A 12,176-nucleotide genomic window follows, 5' to 3' on the forward strand; every position below is an offset into this window, starting at 1 on the left:
TCGGTTTTTAGCTCCTCGATCTCGCCGCGCCAGGCTTTTGCTAGGTATAAAAGAGCCCTTTATGTACCGCCTGGTCGATAAAGTTTGCGAGCTAATGGGCGGCCACTACGCCTACCTAAACGAGAAAAAAGCGGCGGTAAAAGAGCAAATCAGACTCGAAGAAGAGAGATTTTTGGCCACGATCGCAAGCGGACTCGAGCTTTTTGAGGGCGAGCTAGCGCGCACGAAAGATATTTTTAGCGGCGAGGCTGCGTTTAAGCTTTACGATACGTTCGGATTTCCGCTAGATCTCACCGCCGATATGCTACGCGAAAAGGGGCTCAAAGTCGATGAAGCAAAATTTGACGAGCTAATGAGCGAGCAAAAAGCGCGCGCTAAGGCTGCTTGGAAAGGCAGCGGCGACAAGAGCGCAAAGGGCGATTTTAAGGCGCTTTTAGAGAAATTTGGCGAAAATAAATTTAGCGGCTACGAGGAGCTTGAGCGCACGAGCAAGGTTTTGGCGCTGCTTGACGAGGACTTTAAAGAAACTCAAATTTTAAAAGCAGGCGAGCAAGGCTGGGCGATGTTTGACGTGACGCCTTTTTACGCGCAAAGCGGCGGCCAGGCAGGCGATAGCGGCGAGATCGCGGGTGCTGCCGACGTGCTAGATACGCAGAAGTTTTTTGGGCTAAATTTATCAAACGTCGCGGTTAAAAAAGAGCTTAAAATCGGCGACGCCGTAAAGCTAAAAGTAAGCGAGCAAAGAGCCGAGATCGCGCGCCATCACAGCGCCACGCACCTACTCCATGCCGCGCTTAGAAGCGTGCTAGGAACGCATATCGCGCAGGCCGGATCTAGCGTAGAGGCAAACAGACTCAGGTTTGACTTCTCGCATCCAAAGGCTGTAACGGCGGATGAGCTAGCTAAAATCGAAAATTTCGTAAACAGCGCAATCGCCGAAAGTATCGCGGCAAAAACGGAGATAATGGACGTCGAGGATGCCAAAAATAGCGGCGCGATCGCGTTATTTGGCGAGAAATACGCCGACAAGGTGCGCGTGCTAAGCTTCGGCGAGGTTAGCAAGGAGCTTTGCGGCGGTACGCACGTGAGCAATCTAAGCCAAATCGGCGCGTTTTTCATCACCAAAGAAGGCGGCGTGAGCGCGGGCGTGCGTAGGATCGAGGCCGTATGCTCTAAGGCCGCGCTAAATCTAGCAAAAGCCTGGCGCGGCGAGATCGAGGAGCTAAAAACCGAGCTAAAAAGCGCCGAGCCGATGAATGCGGTAAAAAAACTAAAAGCCGAGATAAAGAGCCTAAAAGATAAGACCAAACAAGCCAAAGACGCGCACGCACTCGTGGCGGTGAACACAAACGAGACCAAGCTTTGCGTCGCGGTGCTTGACGGCGGCGATATAAAAGCCGTGATAGACGAGTTTAAAAACGAGAACGAAAAGGCGGCGATCCTGCTCGTGCAAGTAAACGAAGAGGGCAAAATCGCTCTGGCTGCCGGCGTGAAAAATACGCCGTTAAAAGCGGGCGAATGGGTCAAATTTACGGCGCAAATTTTAGGCGGAAACGGCGGGGGCAAGGATGATTTCGCAACCGCAGGCGGTAAGGACGCCTCAGCGATACCGGAGGCCGTCAAACAGGCGACCGAGTTTGCTAAAAATAAGTTGGAAAAATAAATTAAATGCAAGAATACAATATCGCTTTTGCTAGGCTCGATTACTTAATAGCGTTTTTGCATTTTGCGGCGCTATCGTTTTTCATCGGCCTGCAAGCGGCGATTTGGGCATGCGCGAGATTTTTCATAAAAGAGCAAAACGCAAACGAGGAACAATACGCAAGCTTTATAAAATTTTTCGATAAATTTTACTTAGCCGTCGCGACGCTTTTAGCGATGCTTGCGTTAAGCGAAGCGGCGATAAGCTTAGGGCTCGATCCTATAAAATCAGCAGATCCAATGGCAAATGCGATAAACGCTACAAAATGGGGTTTAGAAGCGTTTTTGGCGATAAACTTAGCTTACATGCTTTACGGCCGAAAAAAGGCGCAAAAAACTCTTAAAAACAACGAATCTACCGAACTTTACGAAAGCCTGATCGTTATCGTATCTTATTTTATCCCGTTAAATTTAGCCGTATCGTTAGTTATTATCTACCTTGACGTCGCGCACAGGGGATTTTGATGATAATTTTAGCGTCTAGCTCGCAGACCAGAGCCGAAATTTTAAGACAGAACGGCATAAATTTTACGCAGCTAAATTTTAACTTCGACGAAAGCAAAATTTCAAAAGATTGCTCGCCCGCCGCATACGTTTGGCGCGTTGCGCTCGCTAAAAAAGAACAAATTTTAGCCGCAAAGCCGGATATTACAAATTTCATAATAGCCGATAGCTGCGTGGCTTGCGGGGGTAAAATTTTAGGTAAGGCAAAAGACGAAGACGAGGCAAGACGGATGCTAAATTTACAAAGCGACAACGAGGTTAGCGTTTATAGCGCGTTAATATTCGTCTCTTTGCGGCTTGAACTAACGAACGTTTCGAAAACCGCGTTTAAATTCGCGAAATTCGGCGAGCGCGAGCTAGAAATTTATCTTAAAAACGGCGAGTGGCGCGGTAAGGCGGGAGCCATGAGTATCGAAGGATTTAATAAAAAATACGTCGTTAGTCAAAACGGAAATTTAAGCACCGCAATGGGACTTAACGTAGAAATTTTAAAGGCATTTTCGTGAAATATATCCTTATGTTATTATTTTGCGCGGGTATCGCGCTCTGCGGCGGGTTTTTATACATTTATTCGCTGGTGCGATTCGATGCGTATTCGATTATAGATTATAAACCCAAACTCACGACGCAAATTTACGACAGGAACGGCGAATTGATCGCTAACATTTTTGAAGAAAATCGTATCTACGTAAAATACGAAGACTTACCGGCGCGCATGGTAGAGGCGCTGGTAGCTATCGAAGATACGAGCTACTTCGAGCACGGCGGCGTAAATTTCGAAGCCATCGCGCGCGCGATAATCAAGGACATAAAAGCTAAAAAGATGGTCGAGGGAGCAAGCACGCTAACTCAGCAACTAGTCAAAAATTTAGCCCTAAGTCCGGAGCGAAAACTGGAACGCAAGATTAAAGAAGCCGTGCTTTCTATGAAAATAGAAAGCGAACTAACCAAAGAACAAATCATCGAGCGTTACTTAAATCACGTCTATTTAGGGCACGGTTACTACGGTATTAAAACCGCCGCGCAAGGGTATTTCAGGAAAGAGTTAAATGAACTTAGCTTAAAAGAGATTGCGATTTTAGTAGGGCTTCCTAAGGCGCCCAGCTCGTACGATCCGACGAAACACCCCGACCTTTCGTTCGGACGCGCGAACAGGGTGTTAGAGCGTATGCACGATATAGGCTGGATCAACGAAGACGAATATAGGCGCGGAGTACTCGAAGAGCCGGCGGTGTTTGACGATACGCTAACGAAAAATAAAGCTCCTTACGTGGTGGACGAGATTATAAAAGAGGCATCAAAGAAATTCGACGATATAAAAACCGGCGGATACCGCATACAAAGCAGCGTCGATTTAGGCGTGCAAAAGATGGCGGAAGAGGCGCTGATTTTCGGTTATAACGAAATTTTAAAGCGCGACAAAAAGGCAAATCCCGCGATATTAAACGGCGCCATGGTAGTAACCCAGCCGCAAACCGGGCAAATTTTAGCGCTAGTAGGCGGCGTAGACTATGTAAAAAGCAGCTACAACCGCGCTACGCAAAGCCAGCGCCAGCCCGGTTCTAGCTTTAAGCCGTTCATCTACCAAATCGCTCTAAACAACGGCTACTCCGTAGTCTCGCAAGTGGCCGACATAGCGCGAAGCTTTGATATGGGTAACGGTAAAGAATGGACGCCTAAAAATTACAGTGGCGGATTTCAGGGCTACATAACGCTGAAATCAGCGATTACGCAGTCGCGCAACCTTGCCACCATAAACCTACTAAACGATCTCGGACTGAGTTCCGTTCGCAAACAGCTCGTAGATATGGGGTTTGAAAATATGCCTGAAAATTTATCTATCGCCCTGGGCAGCTTCGGTATAGCGCCGCTTGAATTCGCAAAATTTTACTCGATGTTTCCAAACGAAGGCGAGACCGTAGAACCTACGCTAATAAAACGAGTGGAGAATAGTTTCGGCGTAACGACGAATTACGAGCCGCAAAGAAAGCAAGTAATTAAACCGGAACAGGCGTTTTTAACTATAAGCTTGCTTCAAAACGTAGTAAACGCCGGCACCGGTCGAAACGCTAAAATCGCAGGGATCCAAGTAGCGGGCAAGACGGGAACTACGAATAATAATGTAGACGCATGGTTCTGCGGGTTTACGCCGGACGTTCAGGCTATTATCTGGTATGGAAACGACGATAATAGTCCTATGAAAAAAGTAGAAGGCGGCGGCAGGACGGCGGCACCGGTGTTTAAGAAATTTATGGAAAGTTATATGAAGCAATATCCGACCCTGCGCCGAGCGTTTACGCAACCTGACGGCGTCTATAAAGGAAATTACCAAGGAAGCGAGGAATTTTATACGGACGACTCGCCTCTACCGCAAAATACGCCTAATAACGATATATTACAACAACAAGAAGACAACGGGCTAATGTTCTAACTAATTTTTAAGACATAAGTGATTAAAAATCAAAATATTTATAACAAGAGATAGTAGGTATATAAAATCTAGGCAAAATTTCGAAAACCCAAATGGCTTTCGAAATTTCAAAGCATATTTTATCGTTATTTTCTAAGTTCGCGGATCTTAGCGGCTTTTCCGCGTAGGTTGCGTAGATAAAATAGTTTAGCGCGACGAACGCGTCCGCATCTAAGAACTTGGATTTCCTCTAAACTTTCGCTATAAATTGGGAAAATCCTCTCTACGCCGACGCTGTTTGCGCCGATTTTTCTAATAATGAAAGTTTCACCAGTACCGCTTCCGCGTCTTGCTATACAAATACCTTCAAAATTTTGAATCCTGGTTTTATCGCCTTCATGAATACGAATAGCTATACGTAGCGTATCGCCGGCGCGGAATTCAGGGATCATTTTGGATGCCGTTTGAGCCGTTTCGAAAGCGTCAATGTATTTATTTCTCATATTTTTCCTTCTTTTCTGGCGCGAGCTTTTGGTATAAATCGGGACGAAAAAACCTTGTTTTACAACGTGCCATTTTAAATTTTAAAGTCTGGATTGTAGCGTGATTTCCCTTTAAAAACTCTGAAACTACGCCGATATCTGCAAAAACGTCCGGTTTTGCAAAAGACGGAGCCTCCAACATATCTCCCTCAAAGCTTTCAACGGCAAGACTGTCTTCATTACCGAGTACTCCGTTTACGTTTCTTGCGATCGCGTCCGCTAAGCACATTGCGCCGAGCTCCCCGCCGGTTAGTATAAAATCCCCGATGCTAAAAATTTCATCTGCCCAAATTTCGATAACCCTCTCGTCAAACCCTTCGTACCTACCGCACACAAGACAAATATGCTCGCTCTTTGCCAGCCTTTTTGCATCATTTTGGGTAAATTTGCTTGCAGCTGGCGCTAGAAATATTATTCGCGAATTTTGATTTTTGCTTTTAAAATTTACGAGAGCATCGTTTAACGGTTGGACTTGCATTAACATTCCGGCACCGCCGCCGATCATATATTCATCAACTTTACCGAGTCGCCGCGTAGTAAAATCTCTCGGATTTAAAAAATCGATTTCTATCTTTTTGTCGTTTATCGCTCTTAATAAAATAGAATCCGAAAAATATGGTCTAATTAAATTTTCAAATAGCGTGACAAACGTAAATTTCATGAATTTTCTAAAATAGATTTCGCATCTTTGGTTAAAATCGCCCTCGCGTCTAAATCGACCTTTATAACAAAGCGATTAATATACGGAACGTAAAAATTTTTGACAAATCCTTGCTCTACAAGCTTCTCATCGGTCGTAATATATAAAAGGTGATTATTTGCGCCTTCTTCAATGTCTACGACTTCGCCTAGAATTTCGCCGTCTTCGATTATTTTAAGCCCTAAAATATCAAAATAAAAATACTCTTCCTTTTTTAGCTTACAATTTTTTCTAGTTAACTCTTTAGTACTGTATAAAATTTTATTAGTAAGGGTTTTTGCCGACTCTATACTTTCAAAGCCGGCAAAGAGTATAGTATTATTTAGTCTATCAAAATGTTTTACGACTAGCTCAAAGCCGTTTTTATCGTAAAATTTAGCGCCTTTTTTAAACTGCTCCGGAAAATCGCTTCTGTTGTGAAGCCTTAAAAAACCTTTCAGTCCAACACTCTTACCGAGTATCGCGACTTCGACGAGATCACTCTTCAAACGCTTTTACCGTTACGCGGTAGCTTGTAGGGTCTTTTGCCTTAAAGCCTATAATTACGGTTTTTATAGCGTTAATCATCTTGCCGTCTTTGCCAATAAGCTTACCCGTATCGACCTTATCGGCGGTTATTATAACTTCGGCAAAATTTTCGCCGAGCCCTACGCGTTCTACTTTGATCTTCTCGGGGTAGTCGGCTATTAGCTTGGCGTATTCGTATAAAAAATTTTCAACCATAAAAATTATTTACTTGTTATTCTAGCGACTCTATCGCTTAGCTTCGCGCCTACGCCTTTCCAGTAAGCTAAACGCTCGGCGTCAAATTTTATTACTTCTGGATTAACCATAGGATTGTAATAACCGATACTCTCTATCCAGCCGCTATCGCGTCTTTTTCTGCTATCTGTTACTACTATACGATAAAAAGGTCTTTTTTTGCGTCCCATTCTCGTTAATCTTACTACTGTTGCCATATTTTTCTCCTTTTTTATTTTTAAATAGGCTTAAATTTAAGTGCCGAAACACCCAAATTTAAGCCCGTTTCAGCTTACTTTGGTCGATTCATATTGGCATGCGAGAGCGCATTCATTAAACCTATTGCGCCGCCTTTGCTAGAAAATTTCTTCGCAAGTTTCGAAGCGTTCTCAAACTGTTTTAAAAAGCGGTTTACTTCCACCTGAGACAAGCCTGACCCTGCTGCCAAACGGCGTTTTCTGGAATTATTTAAAAGCTCAGGATTTTCGCGCTCTTTTTGCGTCATAGAGTTAATCATCGCGCGAATATGCAAAATCTCTTTTGAGTTATCAAGATCGATATCTTTGATCTGATTAGCCATATTTGAAAGACCCGGTATCATTCCTATTAGCGATTTCATAGAACCTAGTTTCTTTACGCTTTCCATTTGATCTAAAAAGTCGTTAAAATTAAACTGACCCCTTTTTATCTTTTGATTTAAGCGTTTCGCCTCTTTTTCATCAATAATCGAGCCGGTTTTTTCGGCTAGCGTAGCTAGATCGCCCTCACCCATTATTCGGCCGACTATACGATCCGGAATAAAGCTCTCCAAATCGGCTACTTTTTCGCCGGTACCTACGAATCTAAGCGGGATTTCAAGCTGTTTTGCAATACTTATCGCTACGCCGCCTTTACTATCGGAGTCAAATTTAGACAAAATAACGCCCGTAATTCCAAGCGCTTCATTGAAGCTGGCTGCCGATTTTACGCCGTCTTGACCGCTCATTGCGTCTGCTACGTAAAAAATTTCGTGAGGTTTTAATAAACTTTTTACCTCTTTTAGCTCATTCATTAATACTTCGTCGATCGCCAGTCGTCCAGCGGTATCGACTAAGAGCACGTCGTAAAGCCCGCTTTTTGCCTTATCCAGTGCAGCTTTTGCTACCTTTATAGGATTTTTTTCGTCCTCTATAAAAAATAGATCTATCTCGTTTGCTTCGCACAGCTGACGAAGTTGCTCGACCGCCGCTAGGCGCTGCAAATCGCAAGCCGCGACTAGAACTTTTTTCTTACGAAGTTTTAAATAATTAGCCAATTTTATCGTGGTCGTAGTTTTACCGGAACCTTGAAGTCCGGCCATCAAAACGATCGTAGGAACCGCCGAAGCGTATACGAATCCCTGATTGCCCGGCGCGGTCAAAATTTTGGTTAAATTTGATTTTATCGCGTCTAAAAATTGTTTTTGTCCGACGCCGGTTTGCTTAATTTGCGCCTCGATTAATCCGAGTAATTCTTTGGTAACTTTATGATGAACGTCGGCTTTTAATAATGCCTTTTTTAGCACGTCGATTGCGTTTTTTAGCGCTTTTTCGTCGTCTACGAAACGAATTTTGCTAACGGCTAGACGAAACGACTCGCTAATTTGCTCAAACACTTTATTTACCTTTAAAATTTTATTAAAACGCGTATTTTATAGAATTATTTCTTTATTACTCTTTAAATCTCGAAATTTCTTGGAATCTCAAAGCCTAGCCGGGCGAAATCGATCGGGATTTTAGCCTTAAATTTGTAGCCCAAAAGCTCTATTTTATAAGCATGCAAATACATCCTCTTAGCCCTGTTTTTACCATATTTTTCATCGCCTACGACGGGATATCTGGCGCCGCTTAAATGCACTCTGATTTGATGCGTCCTGCCCGTATCGATTTGCGCTTTCACGAGCGATTTTTTACCGACGACCATCAGCGGCGTTACGCGCGTGATCGCCTCCTTGCCGTCTTTTGAAATTTTAGAAAACGCGCCGCCCTTGCCTTTTATCGTTAAAATAGGTTCGTTTACGCTAAATTCCTCGCTTACGATTCCTCTAACTACCACGACGTAATCTTTTTTCACGTTCATTTTTTTAAATTCCTCTATCGCTCGCTTTTGAAAATCCGCATTCTTTACGAGTATCAAAACTCCGCTCGTCTCGCGGTCTAAGCGGTGCAAGAGCGGAAATTTATAAATTTCGCTTATTTTCTCGCTAGTGATCAGGGCTGGCTTATCGACGGCGATTAAATTTTCATCTTCGTAAATCACGCTAGGCTTGGGCGCTTTTTGCACGCTAAATTTCGTAGTCACGCCCATCATCGCGCGCGCTACGACGATTTTCTCGCCTCTTGCGCTAACTAATCCGGCATCTATTAACTCCTTCGCTTCGCTATTTGATATGCCTTCTTGAATCGCTAGTAATTTATAGGCTTTTTCTTGATTCATAAACTTTCCCTAATATCTTTTATGATTTCATCCGCACTTGAATTTCCCGCAATTTCGCAAATTTCAAGCTCATTTTTTAAAATATCGCTAATTTGCTCGTAATTTGCGAATTTTACGCCTTTTACGAGATTAAATAGCGCTTTTTGGTTAAAAATAAATTTACCCGTAATTACGGCGTTTTTAAATTGTGCGGCCTCAATAGGATTGTGTCCGCCGATGCCCGGTTCAAAACTACCGCCAAGTACGACTACGTCGCTAATCGCATAAATATTTATCAGCTCGCCCATAGCGTCTATTAACGTGCATTTCGCGTCAAAATTTTTGCATAAGCTAAATTTAGCGAAACTAAAATTTCGCTTCTTAGCAAAGCTTTGTAATATTTGCGCGACCTCATTAAATCTCTCCGGATGTCTAGGGGCTACGAGCAATCTGTCCTCTGCGTTAAGATCTAAATTTTCTAAAATTTTAGCCTCTTCGCCGGCGTGAGTGCTAGCCAGCACGACGGTGCGTCCGCTAGGCTTCGTATAATTTTTACTCGGTCTCGGTAAAAACGCCGATTTTATGTTGCCGTTTACGACTACGTTTTTTGCGCCTAGACTCGTTAAGTGCTTTGCGTCGGTACCGCTTTGGGCGTAAATTTTATCGATAAATTTAAAAATTTCACGGTAAAAAAATCTAAATTTTAGGTACTTGCCGTAACTTCGATCGGAAATTCTAGCATTTATTAAAATTACTCGCGCGCCTTTAAATTTCGCCCAAAAAACGAGCATCAGCCAAAGTTCGGCCTCAAAAATAATCAAAATTTTACTTCGTCTCATCCAGAACGGTAAAAAAATCTCAAACGGTAAAAACCGCGAATTTCGCGTGATTTTGCACGCCTCGTCAAATCCGGTTTGCGTAATTACCGAAATCGCCGCATTTTCTTTAAAAATATCTACTAGCGGCGCGATAGAGCGCACCTCGCCGAAGCTGCACGCATGGAAGTGAATTTTTAGCGGAGAGAATTTCGGATTTTTCCATAAAAAAAACCGCGCTGGGATGGAGCGGCGATATTTAGAACAAAAGCTAAATGCGAGTAAAAAAATAGCCCCGACGCACCATAAGATCAGGGCTAAAAAATAATAAACCGCTATCAAAATTTTAGCTTATTCGGCGGTCTCTTTATATAATATTCTACCGCAATGAGGGCAAGTTACGATATCCTCGCCGCGTACGACGGATGAAAAAGTTTTATCGTTTATCTGCATAAAACAGCCGTAGCACGCTTGCTTTTTAACGGGGACGACGGCGGTATTATGCGCCCATTTACGAATTTTTTCATAAAACGTTAGGATTTTTTGGTTCATCTCGCCGACTAATTTACTTTTCTTGCCGTAAATTTCCTCGCGCTCTTTTTCGATCGCTTTTACCTCGTTTGAAATTTCAGCCTCTATTTTGCCGATGTTTTCGCTAATCGCCGCCTTTTTCTCTTCGGTCTCTCTTTGTTCGGCGATTTTCGTATCGATGATTTTTTCGAGCCTTAAAATCTCGTCGTTCGCCGCTTCTAGCTGCTCTTTTGCAAGCTCTTCTTCAAGTTGCAACGCTTTTATTTCTTTTTCGGATTTCGCCGTAGCGCTTTTTTTGCTTACGTCTTTGATTTTGGCGGAAAATTCGGCGATGTGCGCGTTGGTTTGAGATTTTTGCGTTTTAATTTCTTTTATATCTTCTTCGAGTTGTTTTACGGCGGCGTCCGCGATTTCAAGCTCGCTCTGAGCCGTTCTCAACGACTTTTCGACGTTTTCTATACGCGACGCAAACCCGTCTATATCTTTATCAAATTTGGATAATTCGACTAACTGCTGCAAATATTTATTCATGTTTCGTCCTTAGCATTGCGTGAATGGATTTTGTAAATCGTGAATTATAATAGGAATTGCGAAATTTTGCAAATTTTTTGCAAGCGACTCCCCAAAATACCGCTCGCTCTCGAAGTGTCCGATGTCTATCATAGTAAGATTATTTTGCACGGCGCTCATGGCTTGGTGATACTTTAGATCGCCCGTCAAAAAGACGTCAGCCTTTACTTCGCCGATCAGATCGCCGCCGCTTCCCGTGCAAAAGGCAAGGCGCTTTATCGGCGCATTGGGGTCAAATTTTCGCCCTTTACAAACTCTTAAATGGCTCAAATTTAGCTTTGCTTTTACTCTCTCGCAAAGCTCGTCAAAGCTCAAATTTACGTCCGCATAAAGCAAAAATCCATCGCGCTGCTTTGACGTAAATCCCAAAATTTCGCTTAACACGTACTCATTTAGATGGCTTAGATCATAATTAGTATGCATAGCGATTAGGCTTAAATTTTTAGCCACCATCTTTGCGATTAGGCTGCTTGGATATGTGTCCAAATTTAGCGATTTTAGCCCCTTAAAAATGAGCGGATGATGCGTAATGATAAGCGAATTTGGCTGCGCTTCGTCCAAAAGCTCGTCGTCGACGTCAAGACTAAGATAAACACGCTCCGCGCTAGCCTCAAACGAGCCCACGAGCAGTCCGCTATTATCCCACTCCTCTTGACTCGCAAACGGGCTAATCTCGTCTAAAATTTTATAAATTTCGCCGATTTTCATCAAATTTTATTCGCCCTTCGCGTCGTTCGCGGCATCGATGCTGGCTTTATACGTTAGCGCGCACTCTTTGGCTAGCTCGCGGATTTTTAGGATATAGTCTTGCCTTTGCGTTACGCTGATCGCTCCGCGCGCGTCAAGGACGTTAAACGTATGCGCCGCAAGCATGCAATAATCATACGCAGGCAGCGAAATTTTAGCCTCCAGGCAGCGTTTGCACTCGCCGAAAGCGTTTTCAAACTGACGAAATAGCATATCTACGTCTGCAATTTCAAAGTTATATTTGCTCCACTCAAATTCGCCCTGCTTATGTACGTCGGCGTAGGTCACGATATTGCCGCCCCTATCGTCCCAAACGATATCGTAGACGCTATTTACGTCTTGTAGGTACATCGCAAGGCGCTCGAGGCCGTAGGTGATCTCAGCCGAAACCAGCTCGCAAGCGATGCCGCCTACTTGCTGAAAATACGTAAACTGCGTCACCTCCATACCGTCTAGCCAGACCTCCCAGCCCAGCCCCCAGG

The 12,176-nt window shown here is 43.7% G+C and carries 15 protein-coding genes; 4 read left to right on the plus strand and 11 right to left on the minus strand.

All coding sequences use genetic code 11. The features are described 5' to 3' along the window. The 4 genes from alaS to QZ147_RS05680 all read left to right on the plus strand — a co-directional run. The coding region (gene alaS / locus QZ147_RS05665) for an alanine--tRNA ligase (protein ID WP_295147999.1) at window positions 1–1,663 on the plus strand (1,663 nt) is incomplete at its 5' end. Between the two features lie 5 nt (window positions 1,664–1,668). Further along, window positions 1,669–2,166: a 3-isopropylmalate dehydratase gene (locus QZ147_RS05670; protein WP_295148002.1), complete on the plus strand. Its 498-nt coding sequence runs from the start codon at window positions 1,669–1,671 to the stop codon at window positions 2,164–2,166. Beyond that, window positions 2,166–2,711, plus strand: a complete 546-nt coding sequence (maf, locus tag QZ147_RS05675) for a septum formation inhibitor Maf (RefSeq protein ID WP_295148005.1) — start codon at window positions 2,166–2,168, stop codon at window positions 2,709–2,711. Before QZ147_RS05670 ends, maf begins: the two co-directional genes overlap by 1 nt. Next, window positions 2,708–4,636, plus strand: coding sequence for a PBP1A family penicillin-binding protein (locus QZ147_RS05680; RefSeq protein ID WP_295148007.1), 1,929 nt, complete (start codon window positions 2,708–2,710; stop codon window positions 4,634–4,636). The genes maf and QZ147_RS05680 overlap by 4 nt, the downstream gene beginning before the upstream one ends. Window positions 4,637–4,761: 125 nt before the next feature. Here the strand turns inward: QZ147_RS05680 and rplS are convergent, their stop codons facing one another. From rplS to QZ147_RS05735, 11 genes are all read right to left on the minus strand, one after another. Then, a complete protein-coding gene (gene rplS, locus QZ147_RS05685) occupies window positions 4,762–5,118 on the minus strand; it encodes a 50S ribosomal protein L19 (RefSeq protein WP_295148008.1) in 357 nt (118 codons plus the stop codon). Next, complete coding sequence (trmD, locus tag QZ147_RS05690) at window positions 5,108–5,818, minus strand: tRNA (guanosine(37)-N1)-methyltransferase TrmD (RefSeq protein ID WP_295148011.1); 711 nt, start codon at window positions 5,816–5,818, stop codon at window positions 5,108–5,110. Before trmD ends, rplS begins: the two co-directional genes overlap by 11 nt. Then, the gene (rimM, locus tag QZ147_RS05695) at window positions 5,815–6,345 is read right to left on the minus strand and encodes a ribosome maturation factor RimM (RefSeq protein ID WP_295148013.1); all 531 of its coding nucleotides are present in this window, start codon (window positions 6,343–6,345) and stop codon (window positions 5,815–5,817) included. The genes trmD and rimM overlap by 4 nt, the downstream gene beginning before the upstream one ends. Continuing rightward, window positions 6,335–6,580 carry a KH domain-containing protein gene (locus QZ147_RS05700; RefSeq protein ID WP_295148016.1) on the minus strand — a complete coding sequence of 82 codons (246 nt, stop codon included), beginning with the start codon at window positions 6,578–6,580 and terminating at the stop codon, window positions 6,335–6,337. The genes rimM and QZ147_RS05700 overlap by 11 nt, the downstream gene beginning before the upstream one ends. Before the next feature lie 5 nt (window positions 6,581–6,585). Beyond that, window positions 6,586–6,816, minus strand: a complete 231-nt coding sequence (rpsP, locus tag QZ147_RS05705) for a 30S ribosomal protein S16 (RefSeq protein ID WP_295148019.1) — start codon at window positions 6,814–6,816, stop codon at window positions 6,586–6,588. Window positions 6,817–6,890: 74 nt separating this feature from the next. Next, on the minus strand, window positions 6,891–8,231 hold the full coding sequence (ffh, locus tag QZ147_RS05710) for a signal recognition particle protein (RefSeq protein ID WP_295148021.1): 1,341 nt from the start codon (window positions 8,229–8,231) through the stop codon (window positions 6,891–6,893). A gap of 62 nt (window positions 8,232–8,293) precedes the next feature. Beyond that, window positions 8,294–9,052, minus strand: coding sequence for an RluA family pseudouridine synthase (locus QZ147_RS05715; RefSeq protein WP_295148023.1), 759 nt, complete (start codon window positions 9,050–9,052; stop codon window positions 8,294–8,296). Further along, a complete protein-coding gene (waaA, locus tag QZ147_RS05720) occupies window positions 9,049–10,188 on the minus strand; it encodes a lipid IV(A) 3-deoxy-D-manno-octulosonic acid transferase (protein WP_295148025.1) in 1,140 nt (379 codons plus the stop codon). Before waaA ends, QZ147_RS05715 begins: the two co-directional genes overlap by 4 nt. Before the next feature lie 9 nt (window positions 10,189–10,197). Then, the gene (locus tag QZ147_RS05725; RefSeq protein ID WP_295148027.1) at window positions 10,198–10,908 is read right to left on the minus strand and encodes a zinc ribbon domain-containing protein; all 711 of its coding nucleotides are present in this window, start codon (window positions 10,906–10,908) and stop codon (window positions 10,198–10,200) included. A gap of 9 nt (window positions 10,909–10,917) precedes the next feature. Further along, window positions 10,918–11,655: a Nif3-like dinuclear metal center hexameric protein gene (locus QZ147_RS05730; protein WP_295148029.1), complete on the minus strand. Its 738-nt coding sequence runs from the start codon at window positions 11,653–11,655 to the stop codon at window positions 10,918–10,920. Between the two features lie 6 nt (window positions 11,656–11,661). Continuing rightward, window positions 11,662–12,176 (minus strand): glycine--tRNA ligase subunit alpha (locus tag QZ147_RS05735; protein WP_295148032.1); only part of this gene is annotated, 515 nt, incomplete at its 5' end.

It is taken from the genome of uncultured Campylobacter sp., assembly GCF_905371695.1.
Lineage (GTDB): Bacteria > Campylobacterota > Campylobacteria > Campylobacterales > Campylobacteraceae > Campylobacter_A.

Bases quoted from the DNA above. Each gene is read 5' to 3' on its own strand.
- QZ147_RS05670 (WP_295148002.1), top strand. From the start codon at position 1,669: ATGCAAGAATACAATATCGCTTTTGCTAGGCTCGATTACTTAATAGCG.
- maf (WP_295148005.1), top strand. From the start codon at position 2,166: ATGATAATTTTAGCGTCTAGCTCGCAGACCAGAGCCGAAATTTTAAGA.
- rplS (WP_295148008.1), bottom strand. From the start codon at position 5,118: ATGAGAAATAAATACATTGACGCTTTCGAAACGGCTCAAACGGCATCC.
- trmD (WP_295148011.1), bottom strand. From the start codon at position 5,818: ATGAAATTTACGTTTGTCACGCTATTTGAAAATTTAATTAGACCATAT.
- QZ147_RS05700 (WP_295148016.1), bottom strand. From the start codon at position 6,580: ATGGTTGAAAATTTTTTATACGAATACGCCAAGCTAATAGCCGACTAC.
- rpsP (WP_295148019.1), bottom strand. From the start codon at position 6,816: ATGGCAACAGTAGTAAGATTAACGAGAATGGGACGCAAAAAAAGACCT.
- QZ147_RS05715 (WP_295148023.1), bottom strand. From the start codon at position 9,052: ATGAATCAAGAAAAAGCCTATAAATTACTAGCGATTCAAGAAGGCATA.
- QZ147_RS05725 (WP_295148027.1), bottom strand. From the start codon at position 10,908: ATGAATAAATATTTGCAGCAGTTAGTCGAATTATCCAAATTTGATAAA.
- QZ147_RS05730 (WP_295148029.1), bottom strand. From the start codon at position 11,655: ATGAAAATCGGCGAAATTTATAAAATTTTAGACGAGATTAGCCCGTTT.